19 protein-coding genes and 1 pseudogene are annotated in these 18,602 nt (G+C 53.7%); 1 reads left to right on the top strand and 19 read right to left on the bottom strand.

Annotation, left to right across the window (positions count from 1 at the left end; translation table 11 throughout):
- Positions 1-17: 17 nt before the first annotated feature.
- Positions 18-1,280 (bottom strand): patatin-like phospholipase family protein, encoded by a 1,263-nt coding sequence (locus AB8516_RS15240; protein WP_369161933.1) that lies wholly within the window; start codon positions 1,278-1,280, stop codon positions 18-20.
- 66 nt (positions 1,281-1,346) lie between these two features.
- Positions 1,347-3,149 carry an oleate hydratase gene (locus AB8516_RS15235; RefSeq protein ID WP_369161931.1) on the bottom strand — a complete coding sequence of 601 codons (1,803 nt, stop codon included), beginning with the start codon at positions 3,147-3,149 and terminating at the stop codon, positions 1,347-1,349.
- Between the two features lie 559 nt (positions 3,150-3,708).
- Here AB8516_RS15235 and AB8516_RS15230 point away from each other — a divergent pair.
- The gene (locus tag AB8516_RS15230; protein WP_369161929.1) at positions 3,709-4,698 is read left to right on the top strand and encodes a GGDEF domain-containing protein; all 990 of its coding nucleotides are present in this window, start codon (positions 3,709-3,711) and stop codon (positions 4,696-4,698) included.
- 22 nt (positions 4,699-4,720) lie between these two features.
- Here AB8516_RS15230 and AB8516_RS15225 read toward each other — a convergent pair.
- The 17 genes and pseudogenes from AB8516_RS15225 to guaB all read right to left on the bottom strand — a co-directional run.
- Positions 4,721-5,577 (bottom strand): annotated as a pseudogene (locus AB8516_RS15225) (transposase zinc-binding domain-containing protein); the annotation flags it as partial.
- 257 nt (positions 5,578-5,834) lie between these two features.
- Positions 5,835-6,158 (bottom strand): DNA-binding protein, encoded by a 324-nt coding sequence (locus AB8516_RS15220; protein ID WP_108289604.1) that lies wholly within the window; start codon positions 6,156-6,158, stop codon positions 5,835-5,837.
- Complete coding sequence (locus tag AB8516_RS15215) at positions 6,158-6,490, bottom strand: type II toxin-antitoxin system RelE/ParE family toxin (RefSeq protein WP_369161927.1); 333 nt, start codon at positions 6,488-6,490, stop codon at positions 6,158-6,160. The genes AB8516_RS15220 and AB8516_RS15215 overlap by 1 nt, the downstream gene beginning before the upstream one ends.
- A gap of 100 nt (positions 6,491-6,590) precedes the next feature.
- A complete protein-coding gene (locus AB8516_RS15210; RefSeq protein ID WP_369161925.1) occupies positions 6,591-7,544 on the bottom strand; it encodes a permease in 954 nt (317 codons plus the stop codon).
- Complete coding sequence (gene arsJ, locus AB8516_RS15205; RefSeq protein ID WP_369161923.1) at positions 7,537-8,760, bottom strand: organoarsenical effux MFS transporter ArsJ; 1,224 nt, start codon at positions 8,758-8,760, stop codon at positions 7,537-7,539. Before arsJ ends, AB8516_RS15210 begins: the two co-directional genes overlap by 8 nt.
- A complete protein-coding gene (locus AB8516_RS15200) occupies positions 8,760-9,143 on the bottom strand; it encodes a DUF2703 domain-containing protein (RefSeq protein WP_369161921.1) in 384 nt (127 codons plus the stop codon). The genes arsJ and AB8516_RS15200 overlap by 1 nt, the downstream gene beginning before the upstream one ends.
- Before the next feature lie 4 nt (positions 9,144-9,147).
- Entirely contained in the window at positions 9,148-10,149 is a 1,002-nt protein-coding gene (locus AB8516_RS15195) for an ArsJ-associated glyceraldehyde-3-phosphate dehydrogenase (protein ID WP_369161919.1), read from the bottom strand.
- A 17-nt stretch (positions 10,150-10,166) separates the two neighbouring features.
- On the bottom strand, positions 10,167-10,667 hold the full coding sequence (locus AB8516_RS15190) for a dual specificity protein phosphatase family protein (protein ID WP_369161917.1): 501 nt from the start codon (positions 10,665-10,667) through the stop codon (positions 10,167-10,169).
- 17 nt (positions 10,668-10,684) lie between these two features.
- The gene (locus tag AB8516_RS15185; protein WP_369161915.1) at positions 10,685-10,924 is read right to left on the bottom strand and encodes a thioredoxin family protein; all 240 of its coding nucleotides are present in this window, start codon (positions 10,922-10,924) and stop codon (positions 10,685-10,687) included.
- A gap of 24 nt (positions 10,925-10,948) precedes the next feature.
- Complete coding sequence (locus AB8516_RS15180) at positions 10,949-11,179, bottom strand: GDCCVxC domain-containing (seleno)protein (protein WP_369161913.1); 231 nt, start codon at positions 11,177-11,179, stop codon at positions 10,949-10,951.
- Positions 11,180-11,184: 5 nt separating this feature from the next.
- Positions 11,185-12,108: an MBL fold metallo-hydrolase gene (locus tag AB8516_RS15175; RefSeq protein ID WP_369161911.1), complete on the bottom strand. Its 924-nt coding sequence runs from the start codon at positions 12,106-12,108 to the stop codon at positions 11,185-11,187.
- The gene (locus AB8516_RS15170; protein WP_369161909.1) at positions 12,105-13,028 is read right to left on the bottom strand and encodes a sulfurtransferase; all 924 of its coding nucleotides are present in this window, start codon (positions 13,026-13,028) and stop codon (positions 12,105-12,107) included. The genes AB8516_RS15175 and AB8516_RS15170 overlap by 4 nt, the downstream gene beginning before the upstream one ends.
- 11 nt (positions 13,029-13,039) lie before the next feature.
- Positions 13,040-14,119 (bottom strand): ACR3 family arsenite efflux transporter, encoded by a 1,080-nt coding sequence (arsB, locus tag AB8516_RS15165; protein WP_369161907.1) that lies wholly within the window; start codon positions 14,117-14,119, stop codon positions 13,040-13,042.
- Between the two features lie 2 nt (positions 14,120-14,121).
- Positions 14,122-14,643, bottom strand: coding sequence for an arsenate reductase ArsC (locus AB8516_RS15160; protein WP_108289614.1), 522 nt, complete (start codon positions 14,641-14,643; stop codon positions 14,122-14,124).
- A gap of 42 nt (positions 14,644-14,685) precedes the next feature.
- Positions 14,686-15,039, bottom strand: a complete 354-nt coding sequence (locus AB8516_RS15155) for a metalloregulator ArsR/SmtB family transcription factor (protein ID WP_369161904.1) — start codon at positions 15,037-15,039, stop codon at positions 14,686-14,688.
- 478 nt (positions 15,040-15,517) lie between these two features.
- Complete coding sequence (guaA, locus tag AB8516_RS15150; RefSeq protein ID WP_369161902.1) at positions 15,518-17,095, bottom strand: glutamine-hydrolyzing GMP synthase; 1,578 nt, start codon at positions 17,093-17,095, stop codon at positions 15,518-15,520.
- Between the two features lies 1 nt (position 17,096).
- Positions 17,097-18,560, bottom strand: a complete 1,464-nt coding sequence (gene guaB / locus AB8516_RS15145) for an IMP dehydrogenase (protein ID WP_369161900.1) — start codon at positions 18,558-18,560, stop codon at positions 17,097-17,099.
- Between the last annotated feature and the right edge of the window lie 42 nt (positions 18,561-18,602).

Raw genomic sequence — 18,602 nt, 5'->3', positions numbered from 1 at the left:
ATTCGCGCTACTACTCGTTACTGCAATTCATTCAAAATAGCCTTGAATGTTTCTGCCCCTTCTCCTTCTATGTACACATTAGCGGTTGCAATTAATGACTGAATATTGCGCGGATGTATGTTATCCATATGACTTTGCGTGTAGGTGAGATCAGGCTCGAGCCGATAATATTTGAGTCCTGCTTGTTTCAAGGCAGTCAACTGGCTGTTTGTGACCGTTTGAACGGCATCAAGCACGATGCCTATCAATACACCCCTATTGTGATCGGCGCCCTCAAGGTCGTCCAACTTCTCGACCATCCAGGGGGTCGTGCTCCAATTACCACCTACTGGAACTATATCCGTTATCGCATTGCTATTAATGCCTACACCTGCACCACCTTTATATATTCCCGTCCCCAGGGAAATAACAACTATGTCTTCCAGGCGCGAGGCCAAACCTGTTCTTAAGGCTTCCGTGACGCCCCAAATAGCGGGGTTATTAGACATGGTTCCACCGTCAACTACCCACTTGTTGGCCGCTGCAGACCTGGGGGATTTTTTACCACCCACATTAGCAATGGGAAAATATGTTGGGGCAGCACTCGTTCCCCTGGCGGCCTCCCATACATAGTAGTTATCGGTAGCAGGGCTATTGACAGCATCAAACCAGTTAAAAAGATAGGGACCAAAGTTTTCGCCGCGAACAGGTTCTGATACTTTTTTCTGGCTGTTATTCACAATGTAAGAAGTAGTGAACAAATGTTTTACGCGGTTGCCGGCTAAAGATTGTATTTTATCGCGACTACTAATAAGTGAAACGTCCTGGCCATACATTTTTTGCAAGTAGGGCTCAACCCCTCCTCCCTTACCGTTATCGGCGTAGTAGGTGGCGCACTGATCAATCTTACACCCCTGAGCCAGAAATATTTTGTCACCATCATGGCTGTATATATTTACTATTTCTTCGGCGGTGTAAGGGCTGCCAGTGGTTTTTTTGGGTGTGGTGAGAGCGGCAGAGATTATGCCGCCGGTAGATGTTCCTCCTATTACATCGAATAACTGGTAGGACGGTTTCCTTAACGAGGATTCAATATGCTGAATAAATGTCGCAGGTATAACCCCTTTAATTCCCCCACCATCAATAGCCAAAATGATGGTTTTTCCCGTCTGTGGATCCGTTGTGTCTTGTGCTGTTATTCCGGCGGTTGTGTATATACACAAAACAACAACGGATAGAAGTAGAACCAAAGGCTTTATCGTTTTTTTTATACTATGATCCATAAATTGGTTATTCAACATGAGTCGTGGTTTCCAAGGTCGTTATAAATAACAGATTAGGAAAGACAATATTAGTTACTCACCAGATCATTTCAGCAAGCCTTGCAGGCTTGTACCTTTCAACAGATGGCTCAGAATGTGTTCTCCGGGAATGCTGCCGTTGTACATCGTTTCGCTCGCCTTGATGATTACATGCACGTCGTCCTTGGAGGAGTAAATTTCTGGCGGGGTCTTATCCGTTATGCCAAGTAGTTTGTAAACAGCCATAATTGCCGAGCGAACTGAATACTCGACGGTAAATACACAATCATCAGGTATCTCGGCGAACTGCCCTAAAAAGGCAAGGTTTTTGCTTCCTTCAGGAATAACTTCCGGACGGTCACCTTTGACGCGTGGTAAAAACTGGCTGGTGATATATGGCATCATGCAAGGGACAACTTTGACCGTCTTCATAATAGCGGGAATCTGGTCTTTGGCTCCCCAATGGTAGAGTAGCTCTGTAAGCAGTTCTTCACCGGTACAATCGCTCATCTTCTTTTTCACGAAGTCACCAATATTGTCCGGAAACAGGCCGTAGGCCCAGATAGCCAGTACGTTTTTGTCCGGGTCATCCTTGTGCTGTTTTGGCTGGTAGTCACCGACGGGCTGACTCCTGTATTGCGGCTGTCGGTTGCAGGTTGCACTCATGAGCCAGCTCGAATCCTTGATCGTCATGATGCCACCGGTCACTGCTTTGTGGGAATAGGGATCCACGCCGGTAAATTCTTTTAGCAAATCCGCAATCGGCGAGTCTGTCGCAGTAATGGTGAAAGAGACAAACTTGCTTTTGTCGATGTCTGAGCAAAAAACCTCAGGCCTGCCAAAAGCAGGATCTTTTGCAGCAATATTTTTCCACAACTGCCAGCAAGCACCGGTCTCCCGATTAAGAATTGCAGGTTCATGAGTATTGCCTGTAGTGGAATTCTCCACCATTGAGCCATTGGTAACGAACACAAGGTCGTCTGCTGTTGTGGCAATCGTTTCACTCGTCTCTGCAGAGCCACGCAGCAGATGAATAGCGGTCACGGTCTTTTCACCGTTGACAATCTCGATGTCCAGATCAGTGACCTGAGTTTTCGTATCAAAGTTAACGCCCTTACCCTTAAGCCAGATTTGCAGAGGCAAAACCATGGATTCATATTGGTTGTAGGTGGTAAACAGAATATGTTCCAGTATGCTCATCGTCGGCATCAGGTGCATGAAGCGCAGCATATAGCGCCGCATCTCGACTACCGAGTGCCATGTCTCCATGGCAAACATCGATGTCCAGAAATACCACATATTGGTTTTAAAATAAGAATCTGAAAAAAACTCTTCCACGGTTGTTGCACCAAGTTCTTCTTCAGTCTTCAGGGTCAACTTCGTCAGTTCCATCACATGGCTCGAGGAGAGCCCTAAAGAAGGGTCTCGATCCGGGTCACCACAGTTACTCATCAGACGGCATTTTGAAGAGTTGGGGTCCCATTGGTTGACATCACGAATCCGCTTTAAAACTGTACGTTCCGGGTCGGAAACAAGTTCTGGCTCAGGGCTGGTGAATGGCACATCAGGATCTTTACGCTTCAGGTCAGGAATAAACGAAAACAGATCCCATGTACACTCATAGTGAGCCTCCATCTCCCGCCCACCGCGCATAATGTAGCCGTCGATGGCATTGCCGCTACCATCCAAACAACCACCATTTATATCGAGCTGTTCCAAAATAGTGATCTTTTCGCCGGCCATATGGCCGTCTCTTATCAAGTACGCAGCCGCCGCCAGCGATGCAATACCGCCACCTACAAGCCAGGCGCGCTTTTTCTCAATTCCCTCTGGTCGAGATGTACTAACATTATTGTAATTACCGATCACAGTGAATCCCCTCCATTAGATGTGAACTGTCAATCTATTGTGATATCGTCCATATTCATATTATCTTTATGCGCATTTTTCCTCTTCATGGTTAGAGTAGTAATATTCTTTGATTTGCACCATGACCAGGCGCGGTCCATTAACATCTGTAAAGGGCTGCATCCCATTCCATTTTGCATGACTCTTTGTTCTGAGGCATGATTGCTTCCGGATATCCGGCCTATTCCTTTAAAGAAGAGTCTCTTCTGGACGCTATGAAGTGTGTGCGTATCGACCTTATCGGTAAAGGAGCCTTTCGGTCTTAGGGCTAAACAGGTTTTCTAAATGTCAACCTGCACTCTCGGAATCGGGATTGAAAGATTCAATGGCAGCAGTAAATTTTTTGCCAAGGAATAATCTGATTTATACCATCAAGAAACAGATCTTTGCGTGTCCTTATTACGGAATAACTCGAAGCTGTTATCAGCAAATTTGTTGGCGCAAGATGTATTCAGGTGCCTTTATAAATAAATGTTATTATGGAATAAACATTTAAAATAACCATAGGTTCCACACATATATGGAAGATTTAACCTCCCGGTATCAAACAGATTTTCATCTTAGATCCACATTCTGGCTTTCTGTCACCGCCGGAACCCTGATATTGCCTTTTGCTTATTATCACCTGACTTATCAACACGTAGGAATTGGTATAGGCGCTGTAATTACCTCGTTGAGTCTTTATTTGGTTGCCTGGAGCTGTCATAGGAAAACATATAAAACCATCTATACGTTTATCTGGTTAACCCCTTTTACGACTTTCTTTGTAGCCTATCTAACAAATTTACTTGGAATAACCGGTACCTATTGGTGCTATTCAACAGTACTTTTATATTACTTTATGATGACAGAGCGTCAGGCATGGATGTCAAATATTTTATTTGCTCTGGTTAATTTGCCACAAGCTTGGCAACTCTTTGAGATACACGAAGCCACCAGATTCACCGTAACATTCTTATTGGTCAGTGCATATTCAGCTATTTTTCTTCATATCATAGCCATGCAATATAGCGAGCTGCAAAAGCAGGCGATTACTGACAAGCTAACCAATCTGTACAATAGAACACTACTTAAAGACTCTTTGGAACAGGCGATACATCAAGCTAATAGAACAAATACTCCATTCACACTAATCATCATGGACGTTGATCATTTCAAGAAGATTAATGATGAACTAGGCCATGATATTGGCGATCACGTCCTCGTACAGCTTGGAATATTCTTGAAGGATTTCCTCCGAGACAGTGACAAAATATTCAGAATCGGCGGAGAGGAATTTTTGATTCTGCTCTACAATACCGATGAAGCCAATAGCATCGACATGGCAGAAAAAATACGAAAGGGTATTGAAAATCTTTCATTAATACCCGATCGTAAGGTAACAGTCAGTATTGGCGTGGCTGGCTTGAGTTCAGTTAGAGATTGGAAGCATTGGATGAAGACCTGCGACAAGAATCTATACGAGGCCAAGAACAGCGGTCGAAACAGGGTGGTTGTTTGTAAAGGATAGAGGAGAATAAACGCTCATCCTTTCCCCAGGAAGGGATGGCCTGTAACCTGAACACCTTGCGGCCTTGTTGGGGGCCGACGGCAACGCGGTAGCTCACCGAGCAGCCCAGTACCTGTTGCATGGGGTCTTCGTCACCCGCCTCCAGGTTCAGGTGGCTGTTTTCCATATCTCGCTCAAGGATTCCTTCCCGTTCCAGAAATCCGGCAACCCGGTATCTGATCGTATACACCAGTGACGTCAATTCCTGCTGCTTGGGTGCGCTGGTACGATGAAACCGGCTCTTACCCCAGGTCGTGGTGGTGTAAACGCCGTCCAGAAACAGCAAGTGGAAATGCACATTAGATTGAGTGCACTGCCAAACTGTTGGATTAGCGTCACCGCAAAGGTCTGCGCGGTTTGCCGGGTGAATTCCGCTTGTTGTATCAGCTGGCCCGATACACGATCACCAGCACCCGACCCATCAGTTACGAGCGGCTGGCAAACAGGAATCTTAGTTGAAAAGGATAACTCAGCGCCCATTGGCGTATCGGTTGTTCCAGTAACACCTCATCGACCAGCAGTGCGGCACTTTCTGCCATGCGTCTTGCGCCGCAGCTTGGTCAGAAACCTCTTTGTTTGCAACTGAACGCAACCAGGTTGTTCATGGTGACATTACGTACATTGTACCCGCAGGAAGCCGTGCTCCAGGCAGCCGCATTTGAGGTAATCGACGAATTCCTGTTGTACGTGCCGGGGCAAGGGCCTGCCCTGCGCGGCCATCACGTCCCTGAACGCCGGGTAATGGCGTTCGATGATCTGATAGAGAAGTTTCTGTTCCGGCCGGTGGCGTCGATACAGCGGCCCGGGTGGTGCGACTTCCCTGTTCGCAACGTGAGACATATCGCTCTCCTTTCCATGGAGATGGCAATATTCTCATTATGTTCTCTTTCTGTATAGACCAATGCTTGATGCCTGCCGTTGCCCGACATTGCCTGCCAGTACCGGTCACTCCCACTCTATTGTAAATAAGCCTTTTTTTCTTTTATATTCAATGGCTTATTTTCCAGCTAAATGAGAATACCATGAAAAATACCATGCTCAGAAAATCCTTCAAAATGCTCGAAAAAAATGCAGATTGAACACTGATACACAGCACCTTAGGCCACCTTCCGGGCTTTGACTTCCAGGTGAATGCCCTCCTGCTCCTGCAGGTATTGGATCACTGCAAACAGGTTACTCGCCTGGGGATTACCTTTTGGCCCGAACATGCGCATGAGGCTCTTGCTTGACTTGTCGAAGACCTGGGAGAGTTCCTCGAACCCGATCGTCGCATTGATATAGTCACGCAGCACTGCCTTGCCGGTATCGACATCACCAGCAAGCAGGCACTCGACCCCTTCCTGCAGCAGGGCCTTGCGAAACGCCGGATCCCGTTGGGCGCGTGCCTGTATGGTGTCCTTAAAATCTTTCGTCAAAGCCATCATGTCACCTCTTGCCGTTTCCGTCGCTTATAGTCGCGCCAGTTAGCTTTCGCGGCAGTGATATCGGCGTCCTGCCGCTTCTTGGTACCGCCCGCGAGCAATATCACCAACCGGTCGCCGTCCTTGCCAAAATAGATCCGATAACCGGGACCGAAATCAATCCTGAACTCATAGACGCCGGCACCCACACCTTTCACATTAGAGAAGTTGCCCTGCTCCATCCGATGGACGGCTGTCGTCACCTTGACCGCAGCGGCCACACTCAGACGATCGAACCATTTGGCATAAGGACTTTTTTCCTCAGCATCCAGGTACTCTCTAACCTCGATCATATGACCCATATAGTAGCATATATGTTACCTTTTTCAATACCCAAATAACGGTGCATTCGGGACAGGCCAGTACGGTTTCAAGCACGAGTCGCGATAATTATCAGGCAATGACATTAAAGCCCCATCCCACCAGCGTGAACGCGATCGCGAGCACCCCGGCAAACAGCGCCAGTGCCTGCCACTTGATCACCTTGCGCAGGATCAGCATCTCCGGCAGCGACAGGGCAGCAACACTCATCATCAGCGCCAGCGTAGTCCCCACGGCCACCCCCTTGGTCAGCATCGCCTCAGCGACCGGAATCACACCGGTGGCGTTCGAATACAGCGGAATGCCCATCAGGACGGCAGCCGGTACCGTATACCAGGCATCGCCGCCCAGGTTGTCGCCGACCCACTGCTCCGGCACGAAACCGTGGAACAGTGCGCCGACGCCAATGCCAAGCAGTACCCATGTCCAGATGCGGCCGACGATCTCCTTGACCTCGGCCACGGCATAACGGTGGCGACCGGCAAACGACCGGTCTGGCTCCGGCAGGTCCGCCTGGCCCATCTGGATCTTCCAGACGTACTCCTCCACCCAGCGTTCGGGTTTGAAGGACTGCATAACGATGCCGCCGAACCAGGCCACCAGCAGCCCAGCTCCTACGTACAGTGCTGCCAGCTTCCAGCCCAGGATCCCGACCAGGATCACCGCAGCCACTTCGTTGATCATCGGACTGGCAATCAGGAACGAAAAGGTCACGCCCAACGGAATACCTGCCTCGACGAAACCGATGAACAGCGGCACCGAGGAGCAGGAACAGAATGGCGTCACCGCCCCTAGCGTGACCGCGAAGCCGCGCGCCTGCCAGTCCGGCCGACCGCGCACGAACTCGCGCACCCGCTCGGGCGACAGCAATGCGCGCAGTAGACCCATCACGTAGATGACGATCACCAGCAGGACGAAGATCTTGGCGACGTCCATGACGAAGAAATGCAGCGCCGCCCCCAGGTGGCTTTCTGGCGACAAAGCCAGCCACTGATAAACGACTAGACTGGCCAGATGATCAAACACGGGGTTGTTCTCCGGCAACAGGCCGAACCGAGGGCAGCGCAAAGGAAAGCATGGCTGCAGCCAACACAAAACCCGATGACAGCCACAGACAGCCCTCCAGTCCATGCGTCTGGTAGACCAATCCGGACAAGACCGTGCCTGCCAGGCGGCCACCCGCGTTGGCCATATAGTAAAAACCAACGTTCATCGACACCTTGTCATAATCGGAATAGGCCAGGATCAGGTAGGAGTGCACCGCCGAATTGATCGCAAAGACAATGCCGAACAGAATCAATCCAGCGACCAGCACGGTTTCGACTGGCCAACCCTGCTGCATAGCAATGACGATACCGGCTGGAAATACCGCCAGCACGAAGGCCCACAGCCTTGCGGTACCGCCACCCGGTCCCTGCCCATGATGACTGCGCCGGATCAGTTTTGGCGCTGATGCCTGCACAAACCCGTAACCGATGACCCAGGCTGCCATAAAAGTACCCACGCCAGTCGCTGACCAGCCGGCTACTTCTACCAGAAATACCGGCAAGGCCACGACAAACCAGACATCGCGTGAACCAAACAGAAAAAAACGTGCCGCCGACAGCCAATTGATCGCAGGCACTTTGGAAAACACTTGGGTAAACTTCGGCTTGGATTTCATCTTGCCGACACCCGAAGGCAGCATGACTGCCGTCACGATCAGCACCACAAACAGCATGCCGGCCAATGCAATCAATGCGCCACGAAAGCCGATCCATTCAAGCAACGCGGCACCAACGAAAAAACCACCGCCCTTGAGCGCATTTTTGGAACCGGTCAGAACGGCTACCCATTTGAAAAGCTTTGACTCACCACCGTCGCCGGCAATGAGTTTTACCGACGCCTTGGCCGACATCTTGTTCAGATCCTTGGCAATACCTGACAAGGCCTGCGCCGCCATCACGTAAGCCACAGACAACCAGGCATCCGGCACGGTAAGCATCATCAGCGCCACCACCTGCATCGCCATGCCGATGTTCATCGTCAGGTTCAACCCGATACGCGCACCCAGCCATCCGCCCACCAGGTTGGTGACGATGCCGAAGAACTCGTAGAACAGAAACAGCATCGCCACTTCAAAGGGCGAATAACCAAGCAGATGGAAATACAGCACCACCAGCATGCGGATGGCGCCATCGGTGATGGTGAAGGCCCAGTAGCCAGCGGTAACGGTAAGGTAATTGCGGGTGCCAGTATCCATCAGCAGCACTGGCCCAGGCGGCAGACCTCGCCGCGAATCAGGTAGGCGGGTGGCACATCGAACGACTCGCCACCCAACTCCAGGGTCCGACAAGACTCCTCGCGCCCAGTCAGATCGCCACAGGAGGCGCAGGCACTGCTGCCGACCTGGATAGCCGGAGTGCCGGCCTCCAGCGGTTGCCCATCGATCAGCACCTGGTTCGACTCCTGGATAGACTCCGGTCCGAGCAAGGTTTCCGTCAGTGTCACTTGAACTCCGCGAGGTGCGCATTCCCTATTCAGATTGGCAACCAACCCGCGCAACAGAACACCAGTGTCCCCGCAACGTTCACAGGTCTCACCTTCCACCTGCAGGTGGCGCCATTCGATATCGATCGCCTTCACTGGCTTACAGACTCCGGGCGATCATGACCGCGATATCCATCATCCGGTTCACATAGCCCCACTCGTTGTCGTACCAGGCATAGACCTTCACCTGGGTGCTATCGATCACCATGGTGGACAATGCATCCACGATCGACGAGCGTGGATCATTCAAGTAATCCACCGACACGAGTGGACGTTCTTCGTATCCGAGAATTCCTTTCAGCTCACCTTCGGCGGCCTCTTTGAAGTATCCGTTGACCTCTTCTGCCGTCACCGGCCGCGCCGCTTCGAATACGAAGTCGGTAAGAGAAGCATTGAGTAGCGGGATACGCACCGCATGGCCATTCAGCTTGCCGGTCAGTTCCGGGAAAATCTTGGTGATCGCTTTTGCCGATCCGGTCGTCGTTGGAATCAAAGACTGACCGCAGGCACGGGCGCGGCGCAGGTCCTTATGACCTTTATCGACGATAGTCTGGGTGTTGGTGATGTCATGGATAGTGGTCATGCAGCCATGCACGATACCGATCTTCTCGTGTACCACCTTGACTACGGGCGCCAGGCAATTGGTTGTGCAGGAGGCCGCTGTGACCAGATGGTGTTGTGCGGGATCGTAGAGATGGTCATTGATGCCGTAAACGATGTTCAGCGCACCCTCGGTCGGTGCCGCCACGATGACCTTCTTCACGCCCTGATCGAAGTAGGTGTTCAGAGATTCAGGCTTCTTGTGATGCTTCCCGGTGGCCTCGATGACGATATCGCAGCCAGACCAATCGGTCTCGCCGATGGTTGCATTACGGGTGTATGCGACTGGATTGCCACCGATGACCATGGCGTCTCCATCAGCACTGCACTCTTCGGCCCAGGTTCCGTGCACCGAATCGAACTTGAGCAGATGTGCCGAACCGGCAGCATCCGCAGCGATCTCGTTCACCTGGGTGACAGCAATGTCTTCCTTCCCCCAGCCGGCGCGTAATCCCAGGCGGCCCATGCGGCCAAACCCATTGATGCCGATCTTTACTGTCATTGAACTGTCTCCTCTTATCATTTTTTGTCGTAATGCGCTGCGAGGTACTCAATATGCGCCGGCAGCTTCAGTGAATTGGGACGCAGACCTTTCACCATGTCGGTTGCCTGCGCCTGGTCCATGCCCATCTCCCGCATAATCACCGCCGCCATGAAGCCGGTGCGACCCGAACCGCCCCGGCAGTGAATCGCCACACATTTACCTTGTTCAATCAGCGCCAGCACGTCGGGTTTGCTCGCCTGCCAGGATTGCTCGAAGTCCTCGGCAGGGGCTGCGTCATCCTCTACGGGAAAATGAAACCAGGTCATGCCGTTTTGCCGGACGACATCCGGCAGGGAAGAAACCTCGAAATTGGCCAGTTCTTCATTCGTCATCATGGTGACGATGGCATCTGCGCCGGCCTGGTGAAGTTCGCTGACCGATGTGGTCAGATCTACACATTTGGTACCGGGGCACGGGGTGAAAATCAGTCGCCCTTGTTTGGGCAAGGCCAGAATGTCATAGGGATGTGTACTCACGTTGCCGAACCTCGGTATCAGTCCTGGGTGATCCAGTTACGCACCAGATCCGGACCGGGAAGTCCGCCCGCATACACAACCTTTCCATCTACGACGACGCCGGGCGTGGACATCACCCCGTAGCCCATGATCTGCGCCATGTCGGTGACCTTTTCCAGTTCGATCTCGACCCCGGCCTGCTCGGCAGCAATGCTGATGAGCTTGGCGGTTGTCTCGCAGTTCTTGCAGCCTGAACCCAATACCTTGATTTTTTTCATCTCTGTTACCTCTTATAAATCGTTTCAATCACAGCAGCCGGAACTGCAACAGGCGTTTTTGCCTTCCAACTGCACAGGCGGACACGGCACGGTGCCATAGGAGCAGAACACGCAGCAGTCGCCTTGCAACGGCTTGAGTAACTCTCCGCAACCCTTGCATTCGTAGTACCACTGGCAGGCGTCGGTCGGCATGGCCTCTGCAGCGACATGACCGCACTTGGGACAGGTGATGGTGGACTGCAGGACTACAGCCATGGTGCTTACCTCGCCGCCTCCAGTTGCATATAGGTCTGGTGCACATTGCGCTTGTGCCAGCCATCGAAGAACTGGAGATGCGCGAATGCCGGGGCATCACCCATCTGCTCGATGGTGTCGCCGAGATCCTGCCAGTCTTCCAACGCCTTACTCACGCCCGTGATCAGCCAATCGAGGTAGTCACCGGTCTCGGCTTTTGCCTTCGCCATGTCAGCAGGATGACCATGGCCAGGCACTACATGCGCAGCGGCCAGCTTCTCAATCTCGTGAAACGACTGCTGCCATTTCGCGACTGGACTGGTTGGATGAATGCCCAGCAGGCGCCCGAGGAAGACGAAATCCCCAGTGAACACGGTGCGTGTCTGCGGCAACCACAGCACCGCGTCGCCAACAAAATGACCATCCCCTGGCCACAGCAACTCGAAGGTCACGTCACCAAACTCGAAGGTCTGTCTGTCGGCATCCACGATGTCTGTCGCGTAGGTTGGGACGACGGTCTTGGCTTCGTCTCCAACTTGGGAAGACAAACGCCCGATATGCGCTACGGCCTGTTGGCGCTGACTATCGACCGTGCGGGCCAGCGCCTTGATGGGAACACCCTTGTCTGCAAAGTAGCTGTTGCCCATCCAATGGTGATCCTGCACCCCGATATTCACCAGCAGGCGGATCGGATTGTCAGTAACACTGGCCACCGCTTCCTCCACCAGCTTCGCGCCAGCCGGGGTAGCGCCGGAGCCGACCAGCACCACACCCTCATCGGTTACCACGAATCCCAAGGTGTTGTTGAGGCCATGGTTCTCCGGTGTGCGCGGACCGATCTCACCGACGACGGCGTAGACATTGTCCGCCACCGGCTCGACCTTGAATTCAAAGGCCCAGCCACTGATCGAATAAAGGCCCAGCAACAGGCTTGCGATCCAGCGCTTCATAGTTCGAAATCGCCCGCAAACGGCTTGTCACCGGTGACGGTCGGCAGATCCAGCCAGTTGCCCCACTGCGACCAGCCACCGTTGTACAGGCGCACATCCTGGTAACCCAGGTGTGTCAGTTGCTGGTAGGCAAGACTCATGCGAAAACCATCATCGCAGTACACGTAGACGGTCTTGTCTTTGGGTACGGACTTGTACATGTCGGCGAGGACTTCATCCGAGCGCCAGGTCTGCGACTGCCCATCGGTGCCATCCATGCTGATGATGTTGATCGCACCCGGAATATGACCTTCGGCTACACCATGATGGCTACCACCGGCATAGCGATCCGTGGGGCGCGCGTCGATCAGTACGATATCCGATGTCTTACCTTCGGAAACGTAGTCGTAGACTTCCGGGAACTCGACAAACATCGACCGATCAGCCGGGGCGAGTTCAATATTACCCGGCTCCCGTGCTCTGGTCGGCTCCTGGGTAATCTCTTCAAAGGCCGACCAGGCAATTGTGCCGCCATTGAGCACCTTTACCTGTTCCATCGGGAAGCCGTACAGCTTGAGTAACACCCACAGTCGCGCACTGGTGACCGTGCGCGTATCGTCATAGATCACCAAGGTGGAATTCATGGTCACGCCCCAGTTGCGCAGCGTCTGCTGAAACTGCTCGCGGGACGGAAAGCGCTTAACGGTCAGCGACTGGTTGTCTGCGAGGTCTTTAAAACGCTTGACCTGAATGGCACCCGGAATATGCCCAACGCTGTGATAACGGTGTGGGTGGTAACGCACCTCCAGAACGACCAGGTTGTCATCGTCGATGTGTTCCGCAAGCCAGTCGGCATCAACCAGGTAATCTGGTTTAGCCCAGGCGAACGGTGAAATAGTCAGGCCAATAGCCATCAGCAAAGACAGGAGTGTTGATTTCATAGTTACTTTTCTCAGTTTGACGTGCCAGTCTCGTACCAGCCCTTTGTTTTATTGACGATTTTCACCACCGACAGCATGACCGGTACTTCAACGAGCACACCGACCACGGTCGCGAGCGCCGCGCCCGAATCAAAACCGAACAGCACGATGGCCGCGGCAACGGCGAGTTCGAAGAAGTTGCTCGCCCCAATCAGGGCTGAGGGTGCCGCCACGCAATGGGCGACCCCGAAATGTCGGTTCAGCAGGTACGCCAGACCGGAGTTGAAATAGACCTGGATCAGGATCGGCACCGCGAGCATGACGATCACCAGTGGCTGACTCAAAATCTGCTCGCCCTGGAAACCGAACAACAGCACCAGCGTCGACAGCAAGGCGATGAGTGAGACCGGATGTAATTGATCGAGCCGCGCCTGCAATGCCGCCTCACCACCCGATCGCAGCAGGCGTCGCCGCCACCATTGCGCGAACAGCACCGGCAACACGATGTAGAGCACGACCGAGAGGAACAGCGTGTCCCAGGGCACGGTGATCGCCGACAGGCCGAGCAGCAGCCCGACAATGGGTGCAAACGCAAACACCATGATGGTGTCGTTCAAGGCCACCTGGGTCAGAGTGAAGTTGGCATCGCCATCAGAGAGACGACTCCAGACGAACACCATCGCCGTGCAAGGCGCGGCCGCAAGCAATATCAGTCCGGCGATATAGGCATCAAGCTGGTCAGGGGGGAGGTAGTCCGCGAACACACCACGAATGAATAGCCAACCGAGCAGCGCCATCGAAAAAGGCTTCACGGCCCAGTTGATGAAGAGCGTTACGCCAATACCACGCCAGTGCTCCTTCATCTGGTGCAAGGCCCCGAAGTCGACCTTCAATAGCATCGGTATGATCATGAGCCAGATTAGTACGGCCACCGGCAGATTCACCTGCGCCACTTCCATCTGACCGATAGCCTGGAACGGCACCGGGAACCAGTGCCCCAGTGCGATGCCCACGATAATGCACAGCCCGACCCACACCGTCAGGTAACGCTCGAACAGACTCATCGAACTGCCAGCCGCACGCTTGGCAGTGACTTCACATTGGGCACTCATGGTCAGGCAGCCGAATCCTTGTCGGAGACGTGGATGCGGCCAATCTCGTCCAGCTTCTCCTGCAGACGCAACTGATCAAGCGAATTAAGTGGCAGGTTGACGAAAATCGAGATGCGGTTTTGTAACTCACGAAAAGCCGTAGCGAATGCAGTTCGCCGGGTTATCTCGTCGCCTTCGACAGCAGCAGGATCGGCGATACCCCAGTGCGCTGTCATCGGTTGGCCTGGCCAAACCGGGCAGACCTCGGCTGCGGCTTTGTCGCAGACGGTAAAGACGAAATCCATCTGCGGCGCATCCGGGGCGGCGAACTCTTCCCAGTCCTTGCTGCGGAGCCCATTAGTCATGTAATTGTTATGCTGCAGTTCATAGAGAGCCCCCGGATGGACCTCACCTTTAGGGTGGCTGCCGGCGCTAAAGCCTCGGAACTTGCCGCGACCCAATCGATTGATGATGCTCTCGCCGAAGATACTGCGGGCAGAGTTGCCGGTACAGAGGAACAACACGTTGTATGTTTTGTCGGTCACAATCAATTCCCTCCTCGGGTTCGATGGGCTAATGAAATACAGTTATGCGCAACGGGGTGCGCCGGGACGATTCGGCATGCTTTCCAATGCAGCCAGATCTTCCGTAAACGGGGCCACTCCCTTCACACCATCAGCCGTTTCCCGCAATACATTGGTCACCCAGGCAGGAAGCTCATTGTTGATCCGGTAGTGGATCCACAGACCCTCTCGGCGGTCACTCACCAGCTCCACCTCACGCAGGTGCGCAAGATGACGGGAAATGGTCGGTTGAGCCGCTCCGATGGCGTGCGTTAGCTCGCAGACGCAGAGTTCACCGTGTTCAAGGAGTAGCAGGAGGCAGCGCAGGCGTATTTCGTGCGCGATGGCGGGGTATAGCGTTAAGGGGGATATATTCATGTAGCCGAATATATCCTGCACCATATATTTCGTCAATCGAATATAGTTAAAGGCCCCTGGATAAAATCGAATTGGTGCGTGATCGAGAATTGTGCTGGACACCCCTCGGCGTCGAAGCCAAGGCCTCGGCGACAGTCAAAGAAAGGGATCTACGTGGATTTATAAAATGAGTCGACCTGACCGGCAATCAAATCGCTGCAGGAGTCGATCATTACGATGGCGATAAAACCATATCTCTTGGGAAGCAGCGTGTGGGCGGTTCCCCTGTGCACACTCTGGGGCCCATAAAGCTGTTAGAAAATATCCGCTCAGTCGAGCTTCAAAAATACCATGACTGCACCAATCTGACTCTCATGGTATCGCTGCTTCTCGTGCTACAACGCGCGGGAAATACCATGAAATATACCATTGATGATGCAGAATATATTATCAATAGGATTGTTTTTATTATTAAATATCAATAGGTTAAAAATTCCAGTCACTCCCACTCGATGGTGGCAGGCGGCTTGCTGGAGATGTCGTAGGCCACCCGGGATATACCCTGGACCTCATTGATGATTCTGCGTGACACCTCTTCGAGAAACTCGAATGGCAGATGAGCGAACTTGGCCGTCATGAAATCCACCGTCTTCACCGCCCTGAGAGTGACGACATACTCATAAGCCCTGGCGTCCCCCACCACACCGACAGACTTGACCGGCAGAAAAACGGCAAAGGCTTGGCTGACTTCGTCGTAGAGATTGTGCTTGTAGAGCGCTTCGATGTAGATGTGATCGGCCTGCCGCAGCAGATCGGCATACTCCTTTTTCACCTCGCCGAGGATGCGCACCCCAAGACCCGGTCCGGGAAAGGGGTGGCGGTAGATCATTTCGTAGGGCAGACCCAGTTCAACACCGATCTTGCGGACTTCGTCCTTGAACAGCTCGCGCAGGGGCTCGACCAGCTCCAGCTTCATATAGTCGGGCAGCCCCCCCACATTGTGATGGGACTTGATGACATGGGCCTTGCCAGACTTGGCGCCCGCCGATTCGATCACATCGGGATAGATGGTGCCCTGGGCGAGAAAGGAGACATCTTCCAGCTTGCCGGCCTCCTCCTCGAAGATATCGATGAAGAGGTTGCCGATAATCTTGCGCTTCTGCTCAGGTTCGGCAATCCCGCTCAACGCCTTGAGAAAGCGATCCTCCGCATTCACCCGAACCACCTTGACACCCATATGTTCGGCGAAGGTGGCCATCACCTGGTCGCCTTCATTGAGGCGCAACAGGCCGTTATCGACAAACACGCAGGTCAGCTGATCGCCGATGGCACGATGCAGCATCGCCGCCACGACGGAGGAGTCGACACCACCGGAGAGACCCAGCACGACCTGCTTTTCACCAACCTGTTCACGCACATGGTGGAGGGTGTCTTCTATGATCTTGCCCGGCGTCCACAACACCTCACAACCGCAGATTTCGAACAGAAAACGTTCGATGATGCGTTGGCCCTGGCGGGTATGGGTCACTTCGGGATGGAACTGCAGACCATAGTAGTCACGGGATTCATCGGCGATACCGGCGATGGGTGCATTCTCCGTCTCGCAGATCACCCTGAATCCCTCGGGAAGGGACTCCACGCGATCGCCATGACTCATCCAGACATCCAGCAACCCATATCCCTCCTTGCTGGTATGGTCCTCGATATCCCTGAGCAGCCGGGAGTGGCCCCTGGCGCGCACCTGAGCGTAACCATACTCATGCCTGTCTGACGATGCCACCTCGCCACCAAGCTGAGCCGCCATGGTCTGCATGCCATAGCAGATTCCCAATACCGGTACGCCAAGCTCGAATACCTCGTTTGGCGCCGCCGGCGCCTCATTGGAGGTTACCGTCTCCGGCCCCCCGGAGAGGATGACACCGGCCGGTTTCACGCCGCTTAATCCCTGATCGGGATTGTCGTAGGGATAGATCTCGCAATAGACACCCGCCTCGCGCACGCGGCGGGCGATCAACTGGGTATATTGGGAGCCGAAATCGAGGATCAGGATCCGATGGGCATGGATATCAGTCGTCATGTCAATCGCGCCGATAGTTGGGGGCTTCTTTGGTGATGGCGACGTCATGGACGTGGGACTCGGTAACCCCCGCATTGGTGACCCGCACGAACACCGGCTTGGTGCGCATCTCATCGATGTTGGCACAACCGGTATAACCCATGCTGGAGCGGATCCCGCCGATCACCTGATAGATGACACCGACCACAGGCCCCTTGTAGGGAACCCGGCCCTCGATACCCTCCGGCACCAGTTTCTCCTTTTCATTGGTCTCCTGGAAATATCGGTCGCTTGAGCCATCCTTGCCGGACATGGCGCCCAGTGAACCCATACCCCGATAGGATTTGTAGGAGCGGCCCTGGTAGATCTCCACCTCGCCGGGAGCCTCGTCGGTACCGGCAAACATGCCTCCGATCATGACCGAATAGGCGCCTGCAGCCAGGACCTTGGCGATATCCCCTGAGTAGCGCAGGCCGCCATCGGCAATCAGCGGCACGCCGGTGCCTTCAAGGGCCTTGGCAACATTCGTTACCGCAGTCACCTGGGGCACACCCACACCGGCAACGATGCGTGTGGTACAGATGGAACCGGGACCTATTCCCACCTTGACCGCATCCGCACCCGCTTTGATCAGATCGTTGGCCGCTTCCCCGGTGGCGATATTACCGCCGATCACCTGCACATCGGGATACTCCTTCTTAACCCAGGCAACCCGGTCAAGCACACCCTGGGAGTGGCCGTGGGCGGTATCCACCACCACCACATCGACACCGGCCTTGACCAGCGCATCCACCCGTTCCTCGGTACCCTTGCCGACACCCACCGCGGCGCCCACTCTGAGACGTTCATGTTCATCGCGACAGGCGCCAGGATAGTCCTTGGCCTTCTGAATATCCTTTGCCGTAATCATGCCGCGCAGTGAGAAATCGTCATCCACCACAAGCACCTTCTCGATACGGTGTTTGTGCAGTAGTTGCAGTACCTCGTCGCGGCTCGCACCTTCCTTGACTGTAACCAAATTCTCCTTTTTAGTCATAATGTTACGTACTGGGTCATCCATCTTTCGCTCGAATCGCAGATCCCGGCCAGTGACAATGCCGACCAACTCTTTACCGTCCACAACCGGTACCCCGGAGATATTTCTCGCGCGGGTCAGCTCGACAACCTCGCCGATACTGACATAGGGCCCAACCGTTATGGGTTCACGAATGACGCCGCTCTCATATTTCTTGACCTTGGCGACCTCGGCGGCCTGCTGCTGCGGGGTCATATTCTTGTGCACGATGCCTATACCCCCTTCCAGGGCCAGTGCAATGGCGAAACGGGCCTCGGTCACGGTGTCCATGGCTGCAGAAACCAGGGGGATACTGAGCTCAATCCCACGCGTCAGCTTGGTCCGTAGATCTACATCTTTAGGGAGCACCTGAGAGTGGGCCGGTACCAGAAGTACATCGTCGAATGTGAGGGCTTCCTCGATTACACGCATAGCATTTATTCCGGCAGGTGGGGTGAAATAAACCGGGCATTA

The sequence above is a fragment of the Candidatus Thiodiazotropha sp. LNASS1 genome (assembly GCF_964212655.1).
Classification (GTDB): Bacteria; Pseudomonadota; Gammaproteobacteria; order Chromatiales; family Chromatiaceae; genus Thiodiazotropha.
Note: the sequence above shows the minus strand (reverse complement) of the source record. Positions and strands in the feature narration are given on the sequence as shown.